The 24,977-nt window shown below is 73.1% G+C and carries 26 protein-coding genes, 1 tRNA gene and 1 pseudogene; 13 read left to right on the top strand and 15 right to left on the bottom strand.

Annotated features, from left to right (window positions below; genetic code table 11):
* Position 1: 1 nt before the first annotated feature.
* Together N8I86_RS09430 and N8I86_RS09425 are read right to left on the bottom strand one after the other, a co-directional pair.
* Entirely contained in the window at positions 2 to 1,300 is a 1,299-nt protein-coding gene (locus N8I86_RS09430) for a serine-threonine protein kinase (RefSeq protein WP_263277566.1), read from the bottom strand.
* 83 nt (positions 1,301 to 1,383) lie between these two features.
* The gene (locus tag N8I86_RS09425; protein ID WP_123438408.1) at positions 1,384 to 2,610 is read right to left on the bottom strand and encodes an exo-beta-N-acetylmuramidase NamZ family protein; all 1,227 of its coding nucleotides are present in this window, start codon (positions 2,608 to 2,610) and stop codon (positions 1,384 to 1,386) included.
* A 180-nt stretch (positions 2,611 to 2,790) separates the two neighbouring features.
* Here N8I86_RS09425 and N8I86_RS09420 point away from each other — a divergent pair, with 180 nt between their 5' ends.
* Genes N8I86_RS09420 through N8I86_RS09410 form a run of 3 tightly spaced genes read left to right on the top strand, consistent with a single transcriptional unit; the run spans position 2,791 to position 5,860 of the window.
* The gene (locus N8I86_RS09420; protein ID WP_263277565.1) at positions 2,791 to 3,564 is read left to right on the top strand and encodes an SDR family oxidoreductase; all 774 of its coding nucleotides are present in this window, start codon (positions 2,791 to 2,793) and stop codon (positions 3,562 to 3,564) included.
* Positions 3,561 to 5,240 (top strand): class I adenylate-forming enzyme family protein, encoded by a 1,680-nt coding sequence (locus N8I86_RS09415; protein ID WP_263277564.1) that lies wholly within the window; start codon positions 3,561 to 3,563, stop codon positions 5,238 to 5,240. The genes N8I86_RS09420 and N8I86_RS09415 overlap by 4 nt, the downstream gene beginning before the upstream one ends.
* A 26-nt stretch (positions 5,241 to 5,266) precedes the next feature.
* Positions 5,267 to 5,860, top strand: coding sequence for a TetR/AcrR family transcriptional regulator (locus N8I86_RS09410; RefSeq protein WP_073899781.1), 594 nt, complete (start codon positions 5,267 to 5,269; stop codon positions 5,858 to 5,860).
* A gap of 58 nt (positions 5,861 to 5,918) precedes the next feature.
* Here the strand turns inward: N8I86_RS09410 and N8I86_RS09405 are convergent, their stop codons facing one another.
* From N8I86_RS09405 to N8I86_RS09395, 3 genes are all read right to left on the bottom strand, one after another.
* Complete coding sequence (locus N8I86_RS09405) at positions 5,919 to 7,133, bottom strand: acyl-CoA dehydrogenase family protein (protein WP_263277563.1); 1,215 nt, start codon at positions 7,131 to 7,133, stop codon at positions 5,919 to 5,921.
* Positions 7,134 to 7,139: 6 nt separating this feature from the next.
* Positions 7,140 to 8,162 (bottom strand): phosphotransferase family protein, encoded by a 1,023-nt coding sequence (locus tag N8I86_RS09400; protein ID WP_263277562.1) that lies wholly within the window; start codon positions 8,160 to 8,162, stop codon positions 7,140 to 7,142.
* A gap of 177 nt (positions 8,163 to 8,339) precedes the next feature.
* Positions 8,340 to 8,639, bottom strand: coding sequence for a hypothetical protein (locus N8I86_RS09395; RefSeq protein WP_073899775.1), 300 nt, complete (start codon positions 8,637 to 8,639; stop codon positions 8,340 to 8,342).
* Positions 8,640 to 8,753: 114 nt separating this feature from the next.
* Between N8I86_RS09395 and N8I86_RS09390 the strand changes: the two genes are divergently transcribed.
* Positions 8,754 to 9,701 (top strand): NADP-dependent oxidoreductase, encoded by a 948-nt coding sequence (locus tag N8I86_RS09390; RefSeq protein ID WP_073899773.1) that lies wholly within the window; start codon positions 8,754 to 8,756, stop codon positions 9,699 to 9,701.
* Here the strand turns inward: N8I86_RS09390 and N8I86_RS09385 are convergent.
* The 4 genes from N8I86_RS09385 to N8I86_RS09370 are packed head-to-tail and all read right to left on the bottom strand — an operon-like array spanning position 9,698 to position 11,924.
* Complete coding sequence (locus tag N8I86_RS09385; RefSeq protein WP_073900080.1) at positions 9,698 to 10,018, bottom strand: DUF202 domain-containing protein; 321 nt, start codon at positions 10,016 to 10,018, stop codon at positions 9,698 to 9,700. The genes N8I86_RS09390 and N8I86_RS09385 overlap by 4 nt on opposite strands.
* Entirely contained in the window at positions 10,006 to 10,398 is a 393-nt protein-coding gene (locus N8I86_RS09380) for a YidH family protein (protein ID WP_123438411.1), read from the bottom strand. The genes N8I86_RS09385 and N8I86_RS09380 overlap by 13 nt, the downstream gene beginning before the upstream one ends.
* Before the next feature lie 21 nt (positions 10,399 to 10,419).
* A complete protein-coding gene (locus N8I86_RS09375) occupies positions 10,420 to 11,010 on the bottom strand; it encodes an NUDIX domain-containing protein (protein WP_263277561.1) in 591 nt (196 codons plus the stop codon).
* A 23-nt stretch (positions 11,011 to 11,033) separates the two neighbouring features.
* Entirely contained in the window at positions 11,034 to 11,924 is an 891-nt protein-coding gene (locus N8I86_RS09370; RefSeq protein ID WP_263277560.1) for a DMT family transporter, read from the bottom strand.
* A 380-nt stretch (positions 11,925 to 12,304) separates the two neighbouring features.
* Between N8I86_RS09370 and N8I86_RS09365 the strand changes: the two are divergent.
* From N8I86_RS09365 to N8I86_RS09350, 4 genes and pseudogenes are all read left to right on the top strand, one after another.
* Positions 12,305 to 13,266, top strand: a pseudogene (locus N8I86_RS09365) (hypothetical protein).
* A 93-nt stretch (positions 13,267 to 13,359) separates the two neighbouring features.
* The gene (locus N8I86_RS09360; RefSeq protein ID WP_123438413.1) at positions 13,360 to 14,097 is read left to right on the top strand and encodes a molybdopterin-dependent oxidoreductase; all 738 of its coding nucleotides are present in this window, start codon (positions 13,360 to 13,362) and stop codon (positions 14,095 to 14,097) included.
* Positions 14,081 to 14,707: a cytochrome b/b6 domain-containing protein gene (locus N8I86_RS09355; RefSeq protein WP_263277559.1), complete on the top strand. Its 627-nt coding sequence runs from the start codon at positions 14,081 to 14,083 to the stop codon at positions 14,705 to 14,707. Before N8I86_RS09360 ends, N8I86_RS09355 begins: the two co-directional genes overlap by 17 nt.
* A 244-nt stretch (positions 14,708 to 14,951) precedes the next feature.
* Positions 14,952 to 15,122 carry a hypothetical protein gene (locus N8I86_RS09350; protein WP_176985783.1) on the top strand — a complete coding sequence of 57 codons (171 nt, stop codon included), beginning with the start codon at positions 14,952 to 14,954 and terminating at the stop codon, positions 15,120 to 15,122.
* Here N8I86_RS09350 and N8I86_RS09345 read toward each other — a convergent pair.
* Genes N8I86_RS09345 through N8I86_RS09330 form a run of 4 tightly spaced genes read right to left on the bottom strand, consistent with a single transcriptional unit; the run spans position 15,119 to position 18,928 of the window.
* Positions 15,119 to 16,183 (bottom strand): L-idonate 5-dehydrogenase, encoded by a 1,065-nt coding sequence (locus N8I86_RS09345; protein ID WP_263280085.1) that lies wholly within the window; start codon positions 16,181 to 16,183, stop codon positions 15,119 to 15,121. The two genes, N8I86_RS09350 and N8I86_RS09345, sit on opposite strands and share 4 nt — an antisense overlap.
* A 14-nt stretch (positions 16,184 to 16,197) precedes the next feature.
* Positions 16,198 to 16,959 (bottom strand): SDR family oxidoreductase, encoded by a 762-nt coding sequence (locus N8I86_RS09340; RefSeq protein ID WP_263277558.1) that lies wholly within the window; start codon positions 16,957 to 16,959, stop codon positions 16,198 to 16,200.
* A 13-nt stretch (positions 16,960 to 16,972) separates the two neighbouring features.
* Positions 16,973 to 18,370 carry a GntP family permease gene (locus N8I86_RS09335; protein WP_263277557.1) on the bottom strand — a complete coding sequence of 466 codons (1,398 nt, stop codon included), beginning with the start codon at positions 18,368 to 18,370 and terminating at the stop codon, positions 16,973 to 16,975.
* A gap of 39 nt (positions 18,371 to 18,409) precedes the next feature.
* Positions 18,410 to 18,928: a gluconokinase gene (locus N8I86_RS09330; RefSeq protein ID WP_093695828.1), complete on the bottom strand. Its 519-nt coding sequence runs from the start codon at positions 18,926 to 18,928 to the stop codon at positions 18,410 to 18,412.
* 140 nt (positions 18,929 to 19,068) lie between these two features.
* Here N8I86_RS09330 and N8I86_RS09325 point away from each other — a divergent pair, with 140 nt between their 5' ends.
* Entirely contained in the window at positions 19,069 to 19,770 is a 702-nt protein-coding gene (locus N8I86_RS09325) for a FadR/GntR family transcriptional regulator (protein WP_123438417.1), read from the top strand.
* A gap of 6 nt (positions 19,771 to 19,776) precedes the next feature.
* Here the strand turns inward: N8I86_RS09325 and N8I86_RS09320 are convergent, their stop codons facing one another.
* Positions 19,777 to 20,160 (bottom strand): YchJ family protein, encoded by a 384-nt coding sequence (locus tag N8I86_RS09320; RefSeq protein ID WP_263277556.1) that lies wholly within the window; start codon positions 20,158 to 20,160, stop codon positions 19,777 to 19,779.
* 173 nt (positions 20,161 to 20,333) lie between these two features.
* On the opposite strand from N8I86_RS09320, the gene N8I86_RS09315 reads away from it, so the two are divergent.
* Genes N8I86_RS09315 through N8I86_RS09305 form a run of 3 tightly spaced genes read left to right on the top strand, consistent with a single transcriptional unit; the run spans position 20,334 to position 23,104 of the window.
* Entirely contained in the window at positions 20,334 to 20,645 is a 312-nt protein-coding gene (locus N8I86_RS09315; protein WP_123438419.1) for a dsRBD fold-containing protein, read from the top strand.
* A 12-nt stretch (positions 20,646 to 20,657) separates the two neighbouring features.
* Positions 20,658 to 21,965, top strand: coding sequence for a phosphoribosyltransferase family protein (locus N8I86_RS09310; RefSeq protein WP_263277555.1), 1,308 nt, complete (start codon positions 20,658 to 20,660; stop codon positions 21,963 to 21,965).
* An 8-nt stretch (positions 21,966 to 21,973) separates the two neighbouring features.
* Positions 21,974 to 23,104: a CapA family protein gene (locus tag N8I86_RS09305; protein WP_263277554.1), complete on the top strand. Its 1,131-nt coding sequence runs from the start codon at positions 21,974 to 21,976 to the stop codon at positions 23,102 to 23,104.
* A 69-nt stretch (positions 23,105 to 23,173) separates the two neighbouring features.
* On the opposite strand, the gene N8I86_RS09300 is transcribed toward N8I86_RS09305, so the two are convergent.
* Positions 23,174 to 23,261, bottom strand: a tRNA-Leu gene (locus N8I86_RS09300).
* 246 nt (positions 23,262 to 23,507) lie between these two features.
* Here N8I86_RS09300 and N8I86_RS09295 point away from each other — a divergent pair.
* A complete protein-coding gene (locus N8I86_RS09295) occupies positions 23,508 to 24,833 on the top strand; it encodes a M20/M25/M40 family metallo-hydrolase (protein ID WP_073899769.1) in 1,326 nt (441 codons plus the stop codon).
* The last annotated feature ends 144 nt before the right edge of the window (positions 24,834 to 24,977 follow it).

Genomic DNA, 24,977 nt, shown 5'->3' with positions numbered 1-24,977 from the left:
GTCAGGCGATACGGCCCGCCGCCAGTACCACTCTTACCAGTTCGGGGTGCACGATGTCGCTGTGCGCCCCGCTCGGTGCGCCTCCGCGCCGGACCACGGCCGCCACGTCGACGCTCACGCACCCCGACGCCGGCAGTGGTCCGGCCAGGGCCGCCGCGAGGTCCGTACGGGCGGTGCCGGAGACCGCCTGGACCCCGTCGTGGCCCATGGCACCCCATCGCGGGCCCAGCACCGCCGCGATCTCGTTGCCCGCACAGGACCGGTCGTCCCCGGCCAGCCGGGACGCCAGCGGGTAGAACGTGCCGAGCGCCGAGTCGAAGTGCGAGTGGCAGCACACGAGCGGGCCGTCGATCCGCCGCTCCCGGCCCTTGAGCGCCCCCGCCCGGTCCGGGTCGTGCGGCAGCCGGGACGCGAACGCGTAGTGCGAGAAGGCGCCCTGGAGCAGCGTCACCGACTTCACCGCACGCACCCCCTCGGGCAGCCCGCGCAGCGCGAAGGCGACCAGCCGCCCGCCGAAGCTGTGCCCGACCAGATGCACCCGTACCCCGGGCGCCGCCTCGGCCAGCCGCCCGACGAGCGGGCCGAGCCCGTGCTCGCCGACCGCGCCGGCCCGGCGTTTCATCGTGTAGTACGTCGCCTGCCGGAGCAGTTCCTTGGCGCCGTCCCAGGGGTCGGGGAGACCGAATCCCGCGGTCGTGCCCGCCGGGTCCAGCGCGGCCAGGGCCCCCGCCAGTTCCTCGCACACCCCCGCCGGGTCCAGGGTGAAGACGGCCGGCTCGCCCTCCTCGTCCGTGTCGGCGGCGCCCCGCCGCCCCTCGTCCAGCAGCAGCCGCACCAGCCGGCCGAACTCCGTCAACCCGGCCTCTCCGCCCGGGCGTTCGTCGAGCATCCGGGCCAGCCGGTCGACCACCGTGGTCCGGTCGGGAAAGGTCTCCAGCAGCGCGCGCCGCGTGTCCTTGTCCAGCGCCGGGCGTGGTGCCGCCCCGGCCTCCTCGGCCGCCACGGACCGGGGGAAGTCCGGGATCGGTTCGTCGCTGAACCGCATCGACGGCCAGATCACCCCCACGTACCCGAGGCGTGCCCGGGGGGCGAGCTCGGAGACCGGGGCGAAGAAGCGCCGGTACAGCGCGGTCGCGCCCGAGCGGTCGTTGTTCCAGCCGTGCGCGAAGACGACCAGGTCACGGACCCCGCGGTCCGTGACCTGCGCCGTCAGCCGGTCGCGTTCGGGGCCGTCCACGTCCCCGTCCGCGTCGAAGGTCAGCTCCCAGTAGGGAGTCACGCTCATCCCAGGATCCGCCATGTCAGGCTCCCTCGTCCCGCCGGGAACGACGCGTTACGGGCGTATCGTCCTGCGGCGGGGCGGAGTTGGCCATACACCGCGTCTCACTTGTACAGCAGATACTCCTTGCGGATCCGCCGGAACGCGGCGAGTTCCTCCTGCCAGGCACCGGTCACCTCGTCGGTGCCGGCGCCCGCGTCGATCATCGTGCGCACCCGCGTGGAGCCGGTCAGCCTGTCGATCCAGTCGTCCGACCGCCAGGCGAAGCCGTCCCACACCTTCCGCGCGGTCACCAGCAGCCCGATCCCGGTCCGCACGGGGTCGAAGGCGGCCCGGTCGTGGACGTGGATCTGCACCCCGCCGACGGTCCTGCCCTGGAACTTGGAGAACGTCGGCGCGAAGTACGCCTCCCGGAACCTGACGCCCGGCAGCCCGAGCCCGTTCGCGGCGGCGGCCCAGCGCCCGTCGATCCCCTCCGCGCCGAGCAGTTCGAAGGGCCTGGTCGTACCCCGGCCCTCGGAGAGGTTGGTGCCCTCGAACATGCAGGTGCCGGAGTACACCAGCGCCGTGTCCGGGGTGGGCATGTTGGGGCTCGGCGGCACCCAGGGCAGCCCGGAGGCGTCGTAGAAGTCCCGGCGCTTCCAGCCCGTCATCAGCACGGTCTCCAGCGGGACGGGCGTGGCGAGGAACTCCCCGTTGAACAGCCGGGCCAGTTCCGCGACCGTCATGCCGTGCGCCTGCGCGATCGGCTGCCGGCCGACGAACGTGGCGAACTCCTTGTGCAGCACCGGGCCCAGCGCCGCGCGTCCGGTCACCGGGTTCGGGCGGTCGAGGACGACGAACCGCTTCCCGGCGAGCTGCGCCGCCTCCATGCAGTCGTACAGCGTCCAGATGTAGGTGTAGAAGCGGGCACCCGCGTCCTGGATGTCGAAGACGACCGTGTCGACCCCGGAGGCGGTGAAGACGTCGGCCAGCGGGCGGCCGCTCTTGAGGTAGGTGTCGTAGACGGGCAGGCCGGTCGCGGGGTCGTCGTAGCGGCCCTCGGAGCCGCCGGCCTGGGCGGTGCCGCGGAACCCGTGCTCGGGGCCGAAGACGGCCGTCAGCCGCACACGGGGATCGGCGTGCATGACGTCGACGAGGTGGCGGACGTCCCGGGTGATGCCGGTGGGGTTGGTGACGATGCCCACACGCCGGCCGTCGAGGAGGGCGTATCCGTCGGCGGCGAGTCTCTCGAATCCCGTGCGCAGGCGACCGGTTGCGGCTGCGGTCGGCGGTCCGAGCGAGGCGGTGGCCGTGGCCGCTGCGAGTAAGGCTCTTCTGGACAGGTGCATGAGGTGACCTCCACGTCGAGCGCTTCCGCAGGCAGTGTGGCAGGCTGCGGGCCGTCTGTCGTTGATCGCGCGGTCGCCCGCGCCCCTGGCGGGTCGACCCTTCCGTAGCTACATACCGACTGGTTAGTCTGGCCCGGCGGAGCCGATGCGCGCCGCGCGACGTCGTGCCGAAGGAGACCGATGGTGAAAGCCGTGCTGGATGCCGGAGTGGTCGTCACCGGAGCGGGTGGCGGGATCGGGGCCGCACTGGCCAGGCGGTTCGCCGCCGAGGGCGCCCGGGTCGTGGTGAACGACCTCGACGCGGACAAGGCCAAGGCCGTGGCCGAGGAGATCGGCGGGACCGCCGTCCCCGGCGACGCCTCCGCGATCGTCGCCGACGCCCGGGACGCGCTCGGCGGCACCGTCGACGTCTACTGCGCCAACGCCGGCGTCGCCTTCGAGGACGGCGCTGCCGACGGCCCGCTGGACGAGAGGACCTGGGGCCTGTCGTGGGACGTCAACGTGATGGCCCATGTCCGCGCCGCCCACGAGCTGTTGCCGGGCTGGCTGGAGCGGGGCGGCGGCCGGTTCGTCTCCACCGTGTCGGCCGCCGGGCTCCTCACCATGATCGGCGCCCCCTCCTACAGCGTCACCAAGCACGGTGCCTACGCCTTCGCCGAGTGGCTGTCCCTCACCTACCGCCACCGCGGCCTGAAGGTGCACGCGATCTGCCCGCAGGGCGTCCGCACCGACATGCTCGCCGCCACCGGCAGCGCCGGCGACCTGGTGCTCCACCCGACCGCGATCGCACCGAAGGCCGTCGCGGACGCCCTGTTCCGGGGCATCGAGGAGGACCGCTTCCTGATCCTGCCGCACCCCGAGGTGGCCGGCTTCTACCAGGCGCGGGCCGGCGACCCCGACCGCTGGCTGGCGGGCATGAACCACCTCCAGCGCACGTGGGAGGAGACCCGATGACCGCCCCCCGGTACGCCGACCGCCCCTGGCTGGACCTCCTCGACGACGCCCAGCGCGCCCCCGTGGCCCCGGCCGACTCCCTTCTGCACGCCCTGCGCGCCGCGGTCGCGGCGACACCCGAGCGGACCTTCCTCGCCTACTTCGACGCCCGGCTCGACTACCGCGAGGTGGACGAGCTGAGCGACGGCGTGGCGGCCCACCTCGCCGCGCGCGGGCTGGAGCGCGGCGACCGGGTGGCCGTCCTGCTGCAGAACTCCCCGCACTTCGTGCTGGCGCTGCTCGGCGCCTGGAAGGCGGGCGCGACCGTCGTCCCGGTCAACCCCATGTACAAGGCGGGCGAGGTCGCCCACGTCCTGCGGGACGCCGAGGTGTCCGCACTGGTCTGCTCGGACCGGGCCTGGGAGTCGTACCTCCGGGGGACCGCGGCGGACTCTCCGGTGCGGATCGTGCTCACCGGCTGCGAACTGGACTTCCAGACCCGCGGCGACTCCCGGGTGCTCACCTTCGAGCGGCTGCCCCAGCCCCCGGACACCGACGACCTCGTGGCGGTCGCCCGGCAGGGCGGCCGGGCACCCGGGGACCGCACCCCGCGCCCCGACGACATCGCCCTGATCAGCTACACCTCGGGCACCAGCGGCGCCCCCAAGGGCGCCACCAACACGCACGGCAACATCATGCACAACGCCGAGCGCCAGCGGACCGGGCTCGCTCTGCCCGACGCCCCCGTCTACTACGCGCTCGCGCCCCTCTTCCACATCACCGGCATGGTCTGCCAGCTCGGCGCCTGCCTGAACAGCGCGGGGACCCTGGTCCTCGCCTACCGCTTCGACCCCGGGGTCGTCCTGGAGGCGTTCGCCGAGCACCGCCCGCACTACACGGTCGGCCCGTCGACCGCCTACATGGCGCTCGCCGCCCACCCGGACGTCACCCGCGAGCACTTCACCTCCTTCGTGAACATCTCCTCGGGCGGCGCTCCCGTGCCGCCGGCCCTGGTGGAGCGGTTCCGGGAGCGCTTCGGGCCGTACATCCGGGTCGGCTACGGCCTCACCGAGTGCACCGCCCCCTGCGCCTCCGTCCCGCCCGGCCTGGAGGCCCCCGTCGATCCCGTCTCCGGGACGCTGTCCGTCGGCCTGCCCGGCGCCGACACCGTCGTGCGCATCCTGGACGAGCGCGGCGCGGAGGTGCCGTTCGGCGAGCAGGGCGAGATCGTCGTACGCGGCCCCCAGGTGGTCCCCGGCTACTGGCGGCGCCCCGAGGCCACCGCGGAGACCTTCCCGGACGGGGAGCTGCGCACCGGCGACATCGGGTTCATGGACGAGCGGGGCTGGCTGTACGTCGTCGACCGCAAGAAGGACATGATCAACGCCTCCGGCTTCAAGGTGTGGCCGCGCGAGGTGGAGGACGTCCTGTACACGCACCCCGCGGTGCGCGAGGCGGCCGTCGTCGGCGTCCCCGACGGCTACCGTGGGGAGACCGTCAAGGCCTATATCAGCCTCCGTCCGGGCGCCACGACGGACCCGGACGAACTCTCGGTGTACTGCAAGGAGAGACTGGCCGCCTACAAGTACCCGAGGCAGGTGGAGATCCTGCCCGACTTGCCCAAGACGGCGAGTGGGAAGATCCTCCGTCGGGAACTGCGTTCCCGCGCGCACGACGACAACGACGCCGGTCAGTAGGCGACGAGGAAAGGCAGGTGGCGGCAGTGCCCAGGACTACGGACGGAGACGGGACGCCCGTTCCGCAGCGGCTGCTGGCCGCCGCCACCCGGCTCTTCGCGGAGCAGGGTTACGACCGCACCTCGGTGCAGGAGATCGTCGAGGCGGCCGGCGTCACCAAGGGGGCGCTGTACCACTACTTCGGCTCCAAGGACGACCTCCTGCACGAGGTGTACGCGCGCATGCTCCGCACCCAGCAGGAGCGGCTGGACGCCCTCGCGGACGCCGACGAGCCGGTGGAGAAGCGGCTCAGAGCCGCGGCGGCGGACGTCGTCGTCACCACGATCGAGCACCTCGACGACGCGATGATCTTCTTCCGCTCGATGCACCAGCTGAGCCCGGAGAAGAACAAGCAGGTCCGCGCCGAGCGCCGCCGCTACCACGAACGGTTCCGCGCCCTCGTGGAGGAGGGCCAGAAGACGGGCGTCTTCTCCACGGCCACCCCGGCCGACCTGGTCGTGGACTACCACTTCGGTTCCGTCCACCACCTGTCGACCTGGTACCGCCCCGACGGCCCCCTCACCCCCCAGCAGGTCGCCGACCACCTCGCCGACCTGCTGCTGCGTGCCCTGCGCCCGTAGGACCCCCGGCACGGGCGAGGGGCGGCCGCGCCCGCGGCCGCCCCTCGCCCACGTGTGCCTACAGGTACTTCTTCAGCTCCCGCCGCGCCAGCGACCGCTGGTGCACCTCGTCCGGGCCGTCGGCGAGCATCAGGGTGCGGGCGCTCGCGTACAGCTCCGCCAGCGGGAAGTCCTGGCTCACGCCGCCCGCTCCGTGCAGCTGGATCGCGCGGTCCAGGATGCCGACCACCGCCCGCGGAGTGGCGATCTTGATCGCCTGGATCTCCGTGTGGGCGCCCTTGTTGCCGACCGTGTCCATCAGCCAGGCCGTCTTCAGCACCAGCAGCCGCAGCTGCTCGACGGTGACCCGGGCGTCGGCGATCCAGTTCTGCACGACGCCCTGCTGGGCCAGCGCCTTGCCGAACGCGGTGCGCGAGACGGCCCGCCGGCACATCAGCTCGATGGCGCGCTCGGCCATGCCGATCAGCCGCATGCAGTGGTGGATCCGGCCCGGCCCGAGCCGCGCCTGGGCGATGGCGAAGCCGCCGCCCTCCTCGCCGATCAGGTTCGTGACCGGTACCCGGGCGTGGTCGAAGACCACCTCGGCGTGGCCGCCGTGGGAGTGGTCCTCGTAGCCGAAGACCTGCATCGCGCGCCGCACGGTGACGCCGGGGGTGTCGCGCGGGACCAGGACCATGGACTGCTGGCGGCGGATGTCCGCGCCGTCCGGGTCCGTCTTGCCCATCACGATGAAGATCTTGCAGTCCGGGTTCATCGCCCCGGAGATGTACCACTTGCGGCCGGTGACGACGTACTCGTCGCCGTCCCGCTCGATGTGCGTGGTGATGTTCGTGGCGTCCGAGGAGGCCACGTCCGGCTCGGTCATCGCGAACGCCGAGCGGATCTCGCCGGCCAGCAGCGGCTCCAGCCACTGCTTCTTCTGCCGGTCGTCGGCGAACTGCGCCAGCACCTCCATGTTCCCGGTGTCGGGCGCCGCGCAGTTCGTCGCCGTGGGCGCGAGTTGCGGGGAGCGGCCGGTGATCTCGGCGAGCGGCGCGTACTGGAGGTTCGTCAGCCCGGCGCCGTACTCGGTGTCGGGCAGGAAGAGGTTCCACAGCCCCTGCCTGCGGGCCTCCGCCTTCAGCTCCCCGACCACGGCCGGGGTGTCCCACGGCGAGGCCAGCGCGGCCCGCTGCTCCTCTGCGACCGGCTCGGCCGGGTACACGTACTCGTCCATGAAGGCGAGGAGCCTGGCCCGCAGTTCCTCGGTGCGCGCGTCGAACGCGAAGTCCATGTCGGGTCAGCCTTCCTGCAGAGTGGTCAGTCCGTGGTCGATGAAGACGGGCACGAGCTCGCCGATCCGGTCGAAGCCGCGGCCGACCGTCTGGCCGAGCGTGTACCGGTAGTGGATGCCCTCCAGGATCACGGCGAGCTTGAACCAGGCGAACGCCTCGTACCAGGAGACGGCGGAGACGTCGCGCCCCGAGCGCGCGGCGTACCGCTCGATCAGCTCCCGCGGGGAGGGGTGGCCCGGCGCCTCGGCGGTGGTGGAGACCGGGGAGTGGGGCGTGCCGAGCGGCCGGCTGTACATCACCAGCAGACCGAGGTCGGTCAGCGGGTCGCCGAGGGTCGACATCTCCCAGTCGAGGACCGCCTTGATCTCGTCGTCGTCCCCGATCAGGACGTTGTCCAGCCGGTAGTCGCCGTGGACGACGGTGGGCGCGGGGGAGGCGGGCAGCTCCCGGCCGAGCGCCGCGTGCAGTTCGTCGATGCCGGGCAGCTCGCGGTTGCGGGAGGCGTCCAGCTGCTTGCCCCAGCGGCGCAGCTGCCGGTCCAGGAAACCCTCGGGGCGGCCGAAGTCCGCGAGTCCCACCTCGGCGGGGTCCACCGCGTGCAGCTCGACCAGCGTGTCCACGAGGGAGAGCACCGCGTTCCGGGTGCGCTCCTCACCGAGCGGCGCGAGCTGCTGGGCGGTGCGGTACGGGGTGCCCTCCACGAACTCCATGACGTAGAACGGCGCCCCGAGCACCTCCTCGTCCTCGCACAGCAGCACCGGGCGCGGAACCGGCACCCCGGTCGGGTGCAGGGCGTCGATCACCCGGTGCTCACGCTTCATGTCGTGCGCGGTGGCCAGGACATGGCCGAGCGGCGGCCGTCGTACGACCCATTGGGAGGTGCCGTCCGAGAGCGCGTAGGTGAGGTTCGACCGTCCGCCCTCGATCAGCCGGCCGGTCAGCGGGCCGGTGACCAGACCGGGGCGCTCGCGGTCGAGCAGGGCGCGCAGCCGGTCCAGGTCGAGTCCGGGCGGGTGGTCGGCGCTCATACATCACTCCTACGAACGGACGAACAAGTCCCGACTCATGATGCCGACCGGTCGGTATGTAGTCCAGTACGCGTGCCGAACACGGCGCGAAACGTGACCGGAGCCACGATAGGCCGACGGCTCCCCGGCCGGTGTGCCGGGGAGCCGTCGGTGCCGCTTCGCGGACGGGGCGGAGGGTCAGTGATCGTCCCAGTGGTCGCCGTGCTCCGCGTGCCGGTGCCCGTCGTGCAGATAGTCGACGTGGTCCCCGTGCGGCACCTGGGCGTGTCCGCACTCGTCGTGGTGCACGTGCTCATGACCGTCGTGCGCGGTGTGCCCGGCCGGTTCGCACTCGTCCCAGTGGCCTTCGTGCTCCCGGTGCAGATGGCCGTCGTGCGCGTAGTCGAGGTGGTCGCCGTGCGGTACCGCCGGATGCCCGCAGTCCGGACCGTGGGTGTGCGTCCCGTGTGCGGTGTGTTCCTGGTGAAGGGTGGTCATCATGCTCACCTTCGGGGGGTACGGGGTGCTGACGACGGACAGGCTGTCACGCGAAAGCCGCTTATTGGGACATACCGGTTGCGTGGCGCACGAGTACCCCGGAGGGTCGAGGACATGAAGGGCATCAGCTACACCCGCTACGGCGGTCCCGAGGTGCTGGAGTACGGCGAGGTGCGCGACCCCAAGGTCGGCCCCGACCAGGTACTGGTCGAGGTGCGCGCCGCGGCCGTCAACCCGGTCGACTGGAAGTGCCGCGAGGGGTACCTGGACTCCGTCCTGGACGCCGTCTTCCCGGTCGTCCCCGGCTGGGACGTCAGCGGCGTGGTCGTCCGGCCCGGACCCGCGGTCACCGAGTTCGCGGCCGGCGACGAGGTCATCGGCTACGTCCGCGAGGACTTCCTGTCCCGGGGCACCTTCGCCCAGTACGTCGCCGCGCCCGTGCGCACGCTGGCCCGCAAACCCGCCGGCCTGTCCTTCGAGGAGGCCGCCGGACTCCCGCTGGCCGGGCTCACCGCCTACCAGGTGCTGGTGAAGGCGCTGGAGGTCGGACGCGGGGAGACGGTGCTGGTGCACGCGGCGGCCGGCGGGGTCGGTTCCCTCGCCGTGCAGATCGCCGCCCATCTCGGCGCCCGGGTGATCGGCACGGCGAGCGAACGCAACCACGACTACGTACGCGGCCTCGGCGGCGAACCCGTCACCTACGGGGACGGCCTGGCCGAACGGGTGCGCGCCCTCGCCCCCGAGGGGGTCGACGCCGTCTTCGACACCATCGGAGGGGACACCCTGCGCACGTCCGTGGACCTGCTCGCCCCCGGGGGCCGCCTGGCGTCCATCGCCGACCCGGAGGTGCTCGGCCACGGCGGCCGGTACTGCTTCGTCCGCCCCGACGCCGAGGACCTGGCGACCCTCGCCGGGCTGGCGGAGCAGGGTGTCCTCACCGTCCACGTCGAGGAGACGTTCCCGCTGGAGCGCACGGCCGACGCCCACCGCCGCAGCCAGGAGGGCAGCACCCGCGGCAAGATCGTCGTGACGGTCGACCGGCCCGGCGGTGAAACCCCCTAGACCACCAGCACGGCCGCGCACACCGCCGTCGCCACCGCGCACAGCACCGCCGCCGCCGCGTGCCGGGGGGTGAACGCGGGCGGCGGGGTGCCGGCGGAGAGCGTGCGGATGCGGTGGTGGGCCACACCGAGGAAGCCGAGCCACAGGGCACAGCACACCGCGCACATCACCAGCCCGGTCGCCGACCCGTCGCGCAGCGCGGTCCGTACCGCGAGGACGGCGGCCACGGCGGCGGACAGAGTGGTACGGCGCCAGGCCAGACGCGTGCGCTCCGGCTGGAGCCCCGGGTCCCGGCCCGCCGCGCTCACCCCTCCCATCCGACCAGCACCACCACGACCATCGCCACGGCGACCACCGCGACGACCAGGCTCAGCAGGGCCGGGAAGCGGGACGCGGGCAGGTCCTCGCCGCGCCGCATCGCCCGCTCGCAGCGCACCCAGTGGTTCAGCGCCCGCAGGGAACACAGCACACCGGCGCCCAGCAGCGCCAGCGCGAGACCGACCCGCCAGCCCCAGCGCAGGTCCGGCAGGAACTGGTCCACCGCGAATCCGCCGCCGATCAGCGCCAGCGCCGTCCGCAGCCAGGCCAGGAAGGTGCGCTCGTTGGCGAGCGAGAACCGGTAGTCGGGCGTGCCACCCTCTTCCCGCACCTGCTCCGGCGCGAACCACAGCCGGATGGTGCGTACGAATTCGCTCACGCCGACGACCCTACCGGCGCCTCAGTCACCGGCCCGGAACGCCCGCAGCCGCTCGTGGGCGGCCAGCCCGTCGGGCACCCACTCCCACTCGCCGAGCCGCCGCCCGACCTCCTCCTCGGACAGGAAGCCGTACCACTGGACCTCCTCGGCCTGGGGCCACACGGGCAGCTCGCAGCGCACCTCGTACACCGCCGACCACCAGCTCTTCCCGGCCCCGTCGTCGTACAGGAACTTGAAGAGGAACACCGGCCGGGGCAGTCCCCGCACGCCCAGCTCCTCCTCGGCCTCCCGCAGGGCCGCCTCGTCGTAGGACTCGCCCGCCCCCACGACCCCGCCGACGAACAGGTCGTACAGGGAGGGGAACACCAGCTTCGTGGCCGTACGCCGGTGCACGAAGAGCCGGCCGGCCGCGTCCCTGGCCTGGACGAACACACAGCGGTGGCGCAGCCCCAGGGCGTACGCCTCGCCGCGCGGGCGCCGGCCGACGACCCGGTCGTGCTCGTCGACGATGTCGAGGATCTCGTCGGCGGGATTCCGGTAGACGGGGTTCCGGTCGGCGGGGTTCCGGTCGGCAGGATTCCGGTCGGCAGGATTCCGGGCAGCGGGGTTCATGCCCCCCATCCAAGCAGCCGGGTTCAGCGCCGCTGCAGGTCGCCGCGGCGCGGTTCCGGGGTGCCGCAGGGCATCGCCGGGTGCAGACCGAGCAGGACGATGCCGGTGACGACGGCCGCGAGCCCGGCCGCCTCCCACGCCAGCGCCCCGGTGTCGGTGCGCAGCCGGTCCCCGAGGAAACCCACCCCGCACAGGATCCCGGCGAGCGGCTCCGCCGCGGTGAGCGCGGGCAGCGACATGCGCAGCGGCGCGGTCTCGAACGCGCTCTGCACCAGGATCAGCCCGCTGACGCCGCACGCCAGCACACCGTAGGGCTGCCAGCCGGTGAGCAGCTCGGTGAGACCGCCGTCGGAGAACAGCGTGCCGCTGACCCGGGTCAGCGCGTCCTGCACTCCGTAGAGCAGCCCGGCGGCGGTGGCCAGCAGGACCGGCCCCCAGTTGAGCCGGGAGCGCCTGCCGTACGTCGTCAGGACGAGCGCGGCGCCCACCATCGCACCGATGATCAGCCAGTGCCGCAGCGGATCCTCCACCGCGCTGCCGCCGCGCGGTTCGCCGGCCATGATGAACGTGCTCACACCCCCCGCCAGCAGCAGCAGACCGGCCCAGCCCTGGCGGCCGAGCGGCTGTCTGGTCTGGTGGCGCGAGAGGGCGAGCGCGAACAGCAGGTTGGTCGCGAGGAGCGGCTCGACCAGCGAGATCTCCCCCTTGCCGAGGGCGACCGCGCCGAGGACCATGCCGGCCACCATCAGGCCGAGCCCGCCCAGCCAGCGCGGCACCCGCATCAGGTCGAGCAGCAGCCGGAAGGACAGGTAGTCGCTCAGCGGTGCCTTCTGTGCCGCGTTCTGCTGGAGCACGAAGCCGAAGCCCAGACAGCAGGCAGCACTCACGGCGAGAAGGAGAACCAGAACGGACACGCTGCGTACCTCGATCATCCGGCCGGACCACGGACGCGTAGTGGCCGACTGTAGCGCTCCGGGGACCCCGTCGACCCGGAGTGTGCCCGGAACCGGGCAGTTGACTCGGTCACGCCACCCGGTCGGGCACAAGGCGCGCCGAGGCGGGGGCGTACGTCCGGCCATGTTCCGTGGCCCGGCCGCCCGGCGCCATGGCGTACGCCACAGATGACGGACGAAAGCCCCGGAGGAGGCCCCACCTGCACCCCTGATTCCCAAGTTCCGTTTCACACACGGTAGTTGAAGGGAGCAACTCCAGGGTTCCGCTTGACGCCATCCATGGCGGGGGGTTTGCTGTGCGTGACCGGTCGATGGCAGCCCGAGAAACAGGAAGTCCCGCGGTGCCTCCTCTCCCGCCCCTGCTCGGCGTACGCCGGGCCCTCACGGACCAGTCCGGCGACGCGCCGGACGCGCCCGGCGCCTTCGACCACGCCCTCGACGACGAGGGGCTCCGCACCGCCCGCGCCGCCCTCGCCCAGGGCCGCCGGCAGGCCGCCCGCTCCCTGCTGCTGCACACCGGTGACGACTGGGACCGCCGAGCCCACCGCCTGACCGTCCTCGCGCGTGAGCCGTACGCCGCCGCCTGGGCCCACGACTGGGCGCAGGCCGAGCCCGGCTCCGCCGACGCCGCCACCCTGTACGCCCTGGCCCTCGTACGGCGTGCCCTGCGCGGCAAGGAGGACCCCGGCGACGCCCGCGCGGCCTGTGACACGGCCGCCGCGCTCGCCCCGGCCGACCCCACCCCATGGCTCGGCCTGCTGCTGCTCGCCCGCCGCCTCGGCACCGAGGGGAGGTGCTCGGCGCCTTCGCGGAGGTCCGCCGCCGGCACCCCGAGCACCACCACGCCCACCACCTGCTGATCGCCCGCCTCGCCGAACGGCCCCCGGGCGGCCGGCCCGAGGCCCACGAGGCGTACGACGTCGCCGAACGGGCCGCCGCCGAGGCCCCCGCCGACTCCCCGCTGGCCGTCCTCCCGGTCGTCGCCCACGCCGAGCGCCACCGCGTCCTCACCGCCGCGGGACTCGCCCCGGCCGCCTCCGGGCACTGGGCCGGCCCCCGGGCCCGCGGCGTCCTGCGCGCATGCTTCGACTGGTGGCTGGAGTGGGAGCACGACGACCACCCCCGGCGCCTCCTCGACCTCAACCACCTGGCCTTCGCGCTGTCCTCGGCCGGCCGTCCCGCCGAGGCGGCACCCCTGTTCCAGCGCATCGGCGAGCACGCCACCGCGGCGCCCTGGTCGTACGCGCACCCGGACCCCCGGGCCGCCTTCCACGCGGCCCGCGCCCGCGCGCTCGGCCGCTGAGCGGCCGCCGTCGTAGGTGAGAAGTGATGACGGAACTCTTACCGGTGACCCGATTCCCTGGCCCCGCCGGCTCCCGAGTGCTCGAATGAACAGGTGAACCCCGAACGACCCGAACCACCGGAGGAACCGGCCGGACGGCCGATCGGCCGCCGCGTCTTCCTCGGCACCCTCGGCCTGGGCGCGCTCGGCGTGGCCACCGCGCCCGTGCTCCAGCGCGGCCTCGAAGGGCTGCTCGGCTCCGTCGCGGGCGAGGACCCGACAGGCCTGACCGGTCTGCTGCCCAACGGCGGTGGCTTCCGCTACTACTCCGTCGCCGCCTCCGTCCCGCACCGGAGCGCGGCCGACTACCGCCTCACCGTCGACGGACTGGTCGACCGTCCGCGCGGCTACACCCTCGCCGAACTGCGCGCCCTGCCGCAGACCCGGCTGGTCAAGGACGTCCAGTGCGTCACCGGCTGGCGCGTCCCGGGCACCCCCTTCCAGGGCGTACGGCTCGCCGACCTGCTCGACGCGGCCGGTGTCCGCCCGTCGGCCAAGGCGATCCGCTTCACCTGCTTCGACGGCACGTACAGCGAGAGCCTCACCCTCGCCCAGGCCCGCCGGCCGGACGTCCTGGTCGCCCTGCGCATGCAGGACAAGGACATCGGCCACGACCACGGCGGTCCGGTCCGGCTCTACGTCGCCCCCATGTACTTCTACAAGTCGGCCAAGTGGCTCTCCGGCATCACGGTCACCGACCGGGTCCGGCCCGGCTACTGGGAGAACCTCGGCTACGACGTCGACGCCTGGGTGGGCCGCTCGAACGGACGGACCGATGAGCCTACGAGCTGAGACCCCGGCCCCGCCGGGCGCCCGCGTCCGCCGCTTCGGCCGGTCCCAGCGGTGGGTGCACCGCGCGACGGCGGCCCTGATGGGGGTGTGCGTGGTGACGGCGGCCGTCCTCTACATCCCGCAGCTGGCGGTCATGGTCGGCCGCCGGGCCCTCGTCGTGCGGGTCCACGAGTGCGCGGGCCTCGCCCTGCCGGTACCGGTGCTGCTGGGCCTCGTCTCCCGGGGCTTCCGCGCCGACCTGCGCTTCCTCAACCGCTTCGGCCCGCACGACCGGCTCTGGCTGCGTGCCGCGCTCCGCCGCGACCGGCGGCCCGCCTCGCGGCCGGCCGGGAAGTTCAACGCCGGCCAGAAGGTCTACGCCGCCTGGATCGCCGGCGCGACGCTGGTCATGCTCGGCACGGGCCTGATGATGTGGTTCACGCGGCTCACCCCGCTGCTGTGGCGCACCTCGGCGACCTTCGTCCACGACTGGCTGGCGCTGACCATCGGCGTGGTCCTCGCGGGGCACATCGGCATGGCGCTGGGCGACCCCGAGGCCAGGAGGGGCCTGCGGACGGGATCGGTGAGCGGGGAGTGGGCGAAGCGGGAGCACTCCCTGTGGCGCCCCTGACGGCGACCGGCCTCCGCTGGGGGAGTGCGGCCGGTGCAAGGGCGATACGGCTCACGGCGACGGTGTTTGGCCCCCGCGCGGCCCGCCGTCCCGGGACCGGCGGGCCGGCGGCGCCTCCAGGGCGCCGACGCGGGGTAACCGGAACCTACGCTTCCCAAAAGCAAAATGGAAGCCCTCATTCCTGTTGACCGCGCGACGTGCCGCGACGCACTCTGAACCCCACGCGCCACAGAGGAGCAGCACGATGAGCCGAGCCACCGACACCGTCCGCGTCGTCGAGTACTGGACGGACCGGGACACCCACGTGATCATTCCCGTCCAGCGCTGCGAAGAGGTCGACCGCATGAGCGACGCGCAGCTGATCTCACGGTTCGGTGACCCCGAGCACGGGACGGTCGCCCGCATCGTCCACTAGGGACGCGCGTCCCTAGGGGCGCGCGTCCGCCAGGGGCGCGCGGCGAAGTCCAGCAGCACCTTGCAGGACCGCTCCCGGTCGGCGGCCAGCGCGAACGCGGCCTCCGCTTCGGCCACGGGCATGACGGCACTGATCAGTCCGTCGAACTCGCCGCGGGCCGTGAGCAGTTCGAGGGCGTCGTCGAACTCGTCGGCGAACCGGAACGACCCGCGCAGCTCGATCTCCCGGCTCACCACGAGGTTGCCGGCGAACGGGCTCCGCCCCGGCGGCAGCATTCCGAGCTGCACGACCACGCCTCCGCGCCGCACCAGCCGCAGACATGTCTCCAGACCGGCCGCGATCCCCGACGCCTCGACGGCCACGTCCACGTCCTCCGGCCGGCCGGAGTCGCCTGGGCCGTCGGCCCGTACGAGCGTGTCGGCGCCGGCGACGGCCGCGTACCGCAGCGCCTCCGGCACCAGGTCGGTCACCGTCACCCGGGCCGCACCGGCCGCCTTCGCCGCCGCGACCACCAGGCAGCCGATCGGTCCGGCCCCGGTCACCAGCACATGCAGCCCGGACACGTCCCCGGCCCGCCGCACGGCGTGCAGGGCCACCGACAGCGGCTCGGCGAGCGCGGCCCGCCGCAGTCCGAGACCGGCCGGAAGCTCCCTCAACTGGTCGGCCGGTACGGCCACTTGCGCGGCGAATGCGCCCTGCACGTGCGGTGTGCGGGCCGCGCTGCCCAGGTAGCGGGTGTCACGGCACACGTTCGCCCGCCCGTCGGCGCACTCCGGACAGACCCCGCACGGCGTCGCCGGATGCACGGCGACCGCCGTACCCGGGGCCGGGCCGGCCGCGTCCGCGCCGTAGGAGACCACCGTCCCCACCACCTCGTGACCGAGGACCAGCGGCTCGCGAAGCCGGAAGTCCCCGACCCCGCCGTGCCGCCAGTAGTGCAGATCGGACCCGCACACCCCGCCGTACCGGACGGCCACGAGCGCCTCGCCGGGCCCCGGTTCGGGAGCGGGCAGCTCCGTCACCCGGAGGTCGCCCGCGCCGTGGACCACACAACCCAGCACGCCCACCGCCCCCTTCACAGCACGCTGGTCATACCGCCGTCGACGTACAGCACCTGCCCGCCGACGAAGTCCGCGGCGGGCGAGGCGAGGAAGAGCAGTCCGCCCACCAGGTCCTCGGTACGGCCCCAGCGGCCGGCCGGGGTGCGCCCGCGCACCCACGTGCTGAACTCCTCGTCCGCCACCAGGGGACGGGTCAGCTCGGTCTCGATGTAGCCCGGGCCGAGGCCGTTGACCTGCACACCGTACGGTCCCCAGTCCGCGCACATGCCCTTGGTGAGCATCTTCAGCGCGCCCTTGGTCGCCGCGTACGGCGCGATGCCCGGCCGGACGACCTCGCTCTGCAGCGAGCAGACGTTGACGATCTTCCCGTGGCCGCGCCGCGTCATGCCCCGGGCGGCCTCCCGGCCGACCAGGAACGCACTCGTGAGGTTGGTGTCCAGCAGGCGGTGCCAGTTCGCGTCGGTGAATTCCAGCAACGGGGCGCGCAGCTGCATGCCCGCGTTGTTCACCAGGATGTCGAGCGGGCCCACCCGCTCCTCGACGCCGGCGATCCCGGCGGCCACGGCCGGGCCGTCGGTCACGTCGAACACCGCCGTGCGGACGTCGCCGGGCAGCTCGGCGGCGGCCTCGGCCAGCCGGTCGCCGTCGCGCCCGTTGAGGACCACCGTGCAGCCGGCCTCGGCCAGGCCCCGCGCCAGCGCGAGGCCGATGCCCCGGCTGGAGCCGGTGACCAGGGCCGTACGGCCGCCGATGTCGAAGAGGGGGTGGGCCGTCATCGCCGTGACGCTCCTAGATCACCAGGGACAGCAGCAGGATCAGGCCGCCGGAGACCACCGAGATGATCGTCTCCATCACCGACCAGGTCTTCACCGTCTGCCCGACGGTCAGCCCGAAGTACTCCTTCACCAGCCAGAAACCGGCGTCGTTGACATGGCTGAAGAAGAGCGAGCCCGCGCCGATGGCCAGCACCAGCAGCGCCGCGTGGGTGGTCGACATGTCGGCCGCGAGCGGCGCCACCAGACCGGCCGCCGAGACCGTCGCCACCGTCGCCGAACCGGTCGCCAGCCGGATCGCCACCGCGATCAGCCAGGCCAGCAGCAGCGCCGGGATCGACCAGTCCTTGGAGATGTCCAGGATCATCTGGCCCACACCGGAGTCGATCAGCGTCTGCTTGAAGCCGCCGCCCGCGCCCACGATCAGCAGGATGCCCGCGATGGGCATCAGGCCCTTCTCGACGGTCTGCTGGAGGCGGTCCCTGCCGAAGCCGGCGGGCCGGCCCAGCGTGAAGAAGCCGACGAGCACGGCGGCGAGCAGGGCGATCAGCGGGGAGCCGATGACGTCGAAGACCCGCTGCGTGGAGTTCGCGGGGTCGTCGATGACGATGTCCACGAGCGCCTTCGCCAGCATCAGCACCACCGGCAGCAGCATGGTGAACAGGGTCGCGCCGAAGCCCGGGCGGCGCTCCAGCTCGTCCGAGGCGCGCTGGGGCAGCATCCGGTCGGGCGCCGGGACGTCGACCCAGCGGGCCGCGACCTTCGAGAACAGCGGACCGGCGATGATCACCGTCGGGACGGCGACCAGGAGTCCGAGCGCCAGCGTCACACCCAGGTTGGCCTTGACCGCGTCGATCGCGACCAGCGGGCCGGGGTGCGGCGGGATCAGGCCGTGCATCACGGACAGACCCGCGAGGGCGGGGATGCCGATGCGCATGACGGAGTAGTTGCCGCGCTTGGCGACCATCAGCACGACCGGGATCAGCAGCACGATGCCGACCTCGAAGAACAGCGGCAGGCCGATCACGGAGGCGATCAGCACCATCGCCCAGGGCATGGCGCGCCCGCCCGCCTTGGCGAGGATCGTGTCGACGATCTGGTCGGCGCCGCCGGAGTCGGCGAGCAGCTTGCCCAGGATCGCCCCGAGCGCGATCAGGACGCCGACGCCGGCCACGGTGGTGCCGAGTCCGGTGGTGAAACTGACGATGGCCTTGTCGAGCGGCGCTCCCGCGACCGCTCCGAGCACCAGTGACCCGATGGTCAGGGCCAGGAAGGCGTGCAACTTGAACTTGGTGATGAGCAGGACGATCACGGCGATGCCCACCAGGACGGCTATGCCCAGCTGGGCATGTCCGGCGGAGGTGATCGGCGCAGGCGCGTCCGCTGCCAGCATCTCGACGCTGAGTCTGGTCACGGGGGTTCCCTTGTGAGGACGGGGGACGGGGGTGAGGTGTTACTCGGATGCGAGGGGGAGCGCGTCCAGCGCCCGTACGGCGCGTTCGGTGATCTCCTGGGGGCTGCCCGCGACGTCCACGGCGACGCCCGCCTCGTCCGCCCCCAGCGGCTGCAGGGTGGCGAACTGGGAGTCCAGCAGCGCGGTCGGCATGAAGTGCCCCTGCCGCTGCGTCATCCGGTCCTCGATCAGCTTCCGGTCACCGGTGAGATGCACGAACACGACGCCCGGGGCCACGGCCCTGAGCCGGTCGCGGTACGACCGCTTCAGCGCCGAGCTGCTGACCACCCCGCCGAGCCCGGCCCGCCCGTGCGCCCAGTGCCCGATGGCCTCCAGCCAGGGCCACCTGTCGCTGTCCTCGAGCGGGATCCCGGCGGACATCTTGGCGATGTTGGCCGGGGGGTGGAAGTCGTCGCCCTCGGCGTACGGAACGCCCAGTCGCGCGGCGAGCAAGGGACCGATGGTGGTCTTGCCCGTCCCCGCGACGCCCATCACGACGACGACCTGGGGGGTACGCATCACTGCCTCGCTGTCTTCCTCGACATCCGACGCCACGTCGGCGTCGCCACACTGAAACCCATTAGGTACGACGAATTCAAGAGTGTGTGACGTATAAGTCTGACTTTTTGTCTCTGTGATCCAGGCCGTACGCTGAGTGCATGACCACACCGGGCCGGGGCTTGCACGGCCACGTACTGGACACCCTCGGCCCCGCGATCACCGCGGGCGAGTACCCGCCGGGCAGTGTTCTGCGCACCGACGAACTCGCCCAGCACTTCGAGGTGTCACGCTCCGTGATGCGCGAGGCGGTCCGCGTCCTGGAATCCATGCACCTGGTCGAGTCCCGCCGCCGCGTCGGCGTCACGGTCCGCCCCAAGGCCGAGTGGAACGTCTACGACCCGCAGGTCATCCGCTGGCGCCTGGCCGGCGCCGACCGCCCCCACCAGCTGCGCTCCCTGACCGTGCTCCGCTCGGCGGTCGAGCCCCTGGCCGCGGCCCTCGCCGCCCGGCACGCCACGGCGGAGCAGTGCGCCGAACTCACCGAGTGCGCCCTCGGCATGGTGGCCAACTCACGCGGCCACCAGCTGGAGAAGTACCTCATCCACGACATCGCCTTCCACCGCGTCGTCCTCAACGCCTCCGGCAACGAGATGTTCGCCCGCCTCGGCGACGTCGTCGCGGAGGTCCTGGCGGGCCGCACCCACCACGAGGTCATGTTCGAGGACCCCGACCCGGCGGCCGTGACCCTGCACGTACAGGTCGCGGAGGCGGTCCGCGCCGGCGACGCGGCCCGCGCCGAGGAACTGACCCGCCAGATCACCGTGGGCGCCCTCCAGGAACTGGACATCCTGGCGCCCTAGCCGGTCTCACTCCCGCTCTTCGGGAAACTCCCCGTCCACGTACGCCCACGCCCCGTCCACCCGCTCGAACCGGCTCCGCTCCAGTAGCGAACCGCCCCGGTAGGACGCCCGGAACGTCACCGAGCCCGAGCTGTGGAAGGCCGACCCGTCGGTGGCGTCCAGGATCTCCAGACCCGTCCACCTCGTCCCCGGGTCCAGCTCCAGGTGCCCGGGCCGGGTCCGCGGATGCCAGGTGCGCAGCAGATAGCCCGTGTCCCCCTTCACGAACGCGCTGTACCGCGAGCGCATCAGCAGCTCCGCGGTCGGGGCGGCCGCCGAGCCGCCGTGGAAACGGCCGCAGCAGGCGTCGTAGGACGCGGGGAGCCCGCAGGGGCAGGTACGCGAGGTCATGACGCACATTCTGCCCGGACCGGGGAGGCGTCCGCCGCGGCCCGGGTGCACAGTGGAAGGGGCGTGGTCGCCGCGCCCCGCCAAGGCGCGGGCAACCGCGCGACCAGCCACGACGGACCGGCAGGCGACCGGCGGCCCGTAGCGGCCCGACCCGCGGAGCGAGGTGGCGGACGATGACCCGACCGGTGAGCAGCCGTGCTCCGGCCATCAAGGAATGGCGGCTGAACCTGTACCTGTCCGAGCACGACCCGGACACCACGGCCCGGATCGTCCTCGACACCGGCGACAACGTCCTGGAGAGCCACGCGGAGGCCCGGCGCAGCCCCTACGACCAGGCGATACCCGACATCGGCGACGAGCTCGCGGCCGGCCGCGCCCTCATCGCCATGGGCCGGCTGCTGCTGCGCGCGGCCGACGGGGACATGAAGGCGACGGGAGCCGCCGACACGGAGGGCCCCTCCCCGCTCTGGCTGGCCCGGGAGTGACGGAGCGGCACCATGCTCTTCACCGACCGGACCGAGGCGGGACGGCAGCTGGGCAGCCGCCTGCGGCACCACCTCAGGGGCCAGGACGTCGTGGTGCTGGGGCTGCCCCGCGGCGGGGTACCGGTCGCCGCCGAGGTCGCCGAGGCACTCGACGCGCCCCTGGACGTCTGCCTGGTCCGCAAACTGGGCGTGCCCTACCAGCCCGAACTCGGCATGGGCGCCATCGGCGAGGACGGGGTACGCGTCGTCAACCAGGAGGTGCTGCGGCACACCGGCGTCGGCCCGGCCGACCTGGACCGGGTCGAGGCGCACGAGCGCACGGTCCTCGACCGGCGGGCGGCCCGCTACCGCGGCGCCCGCGCCCCCGTCACCGTCACCGGCCGGACCGCCGTGGTCGTCGACGACGGAGTGGCCACCGGCTCCACCGCCCGGGCCGCCTGCCGGATCGCCCGGGCCCGGGGCGCGGCCCGCATCGTGCTGGCGGTACCCGTGGCACCCCGGGACTTCGCCCGCCGGCTCGGCGCCGACGCCGACGACCTGGTCTGCCTCGACACCCCCGCCGACTTCTTCGCCATCGGCCAGTTCTACGGCGACTTCACCCAGGTCGACGACGACGAGGTCACCGCCCGCCTGCGACAGGCCGCCGCCCGCCACGGCCGGGCCACCGCCACCCCCGGCCAGGACCACGAGGTCGAGCCGGTCGCCGGCACCGTACGCCTGCGCGGACGGCTCACCCTGCCGGCCGGCGCCACCGGCGTCGTCGTCTTCGCCCACGGCAGCGGCAGCAGCCGGCACAGCCCCCGCAACCGGTTCGTCGCCCGGGGACTGAACCGGGCCGGACTCGGCACCCTGCTCTTCGACCTGCTCACCGAGGACGAGGAACGCGACCGGGCCAACGTGTTCGACATCCCCCTGCTCGCCGAACGGCTGGCCGGCACCACCGACTGGCTGCGCCGCCGCCCCGACGCCGAAGGGCTCGCCGTCGGCTACTTCGGCGCCAGCACCGGCGCCGCCGCCGCCCTGTGGGCCGCCACCGAACCCTCCGCACGCCCCGCCGCCGTCGTCTCCCGCGGCGGCCGGCCCGACCTCGCCGGGCCGCGCCTGCCCGCGGTGACCGCGCCCACCCTCCTCGTCGTGGGCGGCGCCGACCCGCTGGTCCTCGAACTCAACCGCGCGGCACAGGCCCGGCTGAGGTGCGAGAACCGGCTGGAGACCGTCCCCGGTGCCACCCACCTCTTCGAGGAGCCCGGCACCCTGGAGCGGGTGACCGACCTGGCCCGCGACTGGTTCACGGACCACATGGCACCCGCGCACGTGTAGGCCGGACCGTGCACGAGGGACGCCTCACCCTCTTCCTCGCCGGCGACGTCATGCTCGGCCGGGGCGTCGACCAGATCCTCGCGCACCCCGCCGACCCGGCCCTGCGCGAGGACTGGGTGCACGACGCCCGCGACTACGTCGCCCTCGCCGAGGCCGCGAGCGGACCGATACCCCGGCCCGTCGATCCGGCCTGGCCGTGGGGCGAGGCACTGCCCGCACTGGACCGCGCCGCACCCGACGTCCGCGTGCTCAACCTGGAGACCGCCGTCACCGCGGACGGCGACTTCGCGCCGGGCAAGGGCGTCCACTACCGCATGAACCCCGCCAACCTGCCCTGCCTGGCCGTGGCCCGCCCCGACGTCTGCACCCTCGCCAACAACCACGTCCTCGACTTCGGGACGCGCGGCCTCGCGGACACCCTCGACTCGCTGACGGCGGCCGGCCTGCGGACGGCCGGCGCCGGCCCGGACCCGGACACGGCGTGGCGGCCCGCGACGGTCCCCCTGCGCACCGGCGGACGCCTGCTGGTCCTCTCCTTCGGCATGCCCTCCAGCGGCATCCCGCACAGCTGGGCCGCCACCGCCGAGCGGCCCGGGGTGGCCCTCGTGGCCGCGCCCACCGAACGCGCCGCGGCCCTCCTCGCCGACCGGCTGCGCGCGCGCAGAAGGCCCGGCGACCTCGTGGTCGCCTCCGTCCACTGGGGCTCCAACTGGGGACACACCGTCACCCGCGCCGAGATCCGCTTCGCCCGCGCGCTCGTCGACGCCGGGGTCGACGTCGTCCACGGCCACTCCTCGCACCACCCGCGCCCGGTCGAGGTGTACCGGGACCGGCTCGTCCTCTACGGCTGCGGCGACCTCGTCAACGACTACGAGGGCATCGGCGGCCACGAGCGCTACCGGGACGACCTGCGACTGCTGTACCTGGTCTCCCTGGACAGCGGCACCGGCCGGCTGACCGGCCTGCGCATGGTGCCCCTCAGGGCGCGCCGGATGAGCCTCACGCACGCCTCCGCCCGGGACACGGCCTGGCTGCGCGCCACCCTCGACCGGCACGGCCGCGACCTGGGCACCCGGGTCGACCTCGGACCCGACGGCACCCTCACCGCACGGCCCCTGCGCCCCGGCCCGCCCCGCTGAACGCGCCACCCGGACGGGCATGGCGGAGGCCGGGCAACGCAAAAGGCCCCCGCAGAGCAGGGGCCTCGCTGGTGTCCGAGGGGGGACTTGAACCCCCACGCCCGATAAAGGGCACTAGCACCTCAAGCTAGCGCGTCTGCCATTCCGCCACCCGGACAAGGTGTCTGTCGCGCGGGGTTTCCCTCGCGGCGACGAAGGAAACATTACCAGGCTTTCGGAGGTGCCTGATCACCCCCGGTCCGGGGGCGGCCCGGCGTGAACGGCGTGTGACGGGCCGGTACCGGTCTTTGGCCCGGACAGGGGGCGGAGAGAGGATGAGGGGACCACCGACGGGGACGCCCCCGGCACGACCGCGGACGGGACGACCGGCGGACAGGCAGCAGTGACAGCGGGAGGAAGCAGCGTGAGCGAGACGGACACGGCCAGGAGCGTCACCGGCGAGGACGAGGTCGTGGACCTCTGCCGCGAGCTGATCCGGTTCGACACCAGCAACTACGGCGACCACTCCGGACCCGGTGAGCGCAAGGCCGCCGAGTGGGTGGCCGAGAAGCTCGCCGAGGTCGGCCTGGAGCCACAGATCTTCGAATCGCATCCGGGGCGCGCCTCGACGGTGGCCCGCATCGAGGGCGAGGACCCGTCCCGGCCCGCGCTGCTCATCCACGGGCACCTGGACGTCGTACCGGCCAACGCGGCCGACTGGACCCACCACCCCTTCTCCGGCGAGATCGCCGACGGATGCGTGTGGGGGCGCGGCGCGGTCGACATGAAGGACATGGACGCGATGACCCTCGCGGTCGTGCGGGACCGGCTGCGCAGCGGCCGGCGGCCCCCGCGGGACATCGTGGTCGCCTTCCTCGCGGACGAGGAGGCGGGCGGCACCTACGGCGCCCGGTACCTGGTCGACAACCACCCCGAGCTCTTCGAGGGCGTCACCGAGGCGATCAGCGAGGTCGGCGGCTTCTCCTTCACGGTCAGCGAGCAGCGGCGGCTCTACCTCATCCAGACCGCCGAGAAGGGCATGCACTGGATGAAGCTGGCCGTGGCCGGCAACGCCGGGCACGGGTCGATGATCCACCGCGACAACGCCATCACCGAGCTGTCGGAGGCCGTCGCCCGGGTCGGCCGGCACACGTTCCCGGTCCGGGTCACCAAGACCACCCGGGCCTTCCTCGACGAGCTGGGCGACGCGCTCGGCACCGAGCTGGACCCGGAGGACATGGAGTCCACCATCGCCAAGCTCGGCGGCATCGCCAAGCTCATCGGCGCGAGCCTGCGCAACACGGCCAACCCCACGCAGCTGAACGCCGGCTACAAGGTCAACGTCATCCCGGGCGAGGCCACCGCCCACATCGACGGCCGGTTCCTGCCCGGCCACGAGGAGGAGTTCCTCGCCGACCTCGACCGGCTCCTGGGCCCGAACGTGCGGCGCGAGGACGTGCACGCCGACAAGGCCGTGGAGACCACGTTCGACGGGGCGATCGTCGAGGCCATGCAGTCCGCGCTGCTCGCCGAGGACCCGGCGGCGAAGGCGATCCCCTTCATGCTGTCCGCCGGCACCGACGCCAAGTCCTTCGACGACCTGGGCATCCGCGGCTTCGGCTTCGTGCCCCTGAAGCTGCCGCCGGAGCTGGACTTCGCGGGCATGTTCCACGGGGTGGACGAGCGGGTGCCGGTGGACGGGCTCCAGTTCGGCGTGCGGGTGCTCGACCGCTTCATCGACGCCTCGTGAGGCCCTTTCCCCGGGTAATCGGCCAGCCGTACGAGATCGACTGAGAAGGGTGAATACGACGATAGGCTCGTAGCCTCATTAGTTCCTCCTCGTTACTGGTGATGTGACTCCGCACCTTGGAGTCGCATTGCCAACGAGGAGGAA

It is taken from the genome of Streptomyces albidicamelliae (assembly GCF_025642175.1).
GTDB lineage: Bacteria > Actinomycetota > Actinomycetes > Streptomycetales > Streptomycetaceae > Streptomyces > Streptomyces albidocamelliae.
Note: the sequence above shows the minus strand (reverse complement) of the source record. Positions and strands in the feature narration are given on the sequence as shown.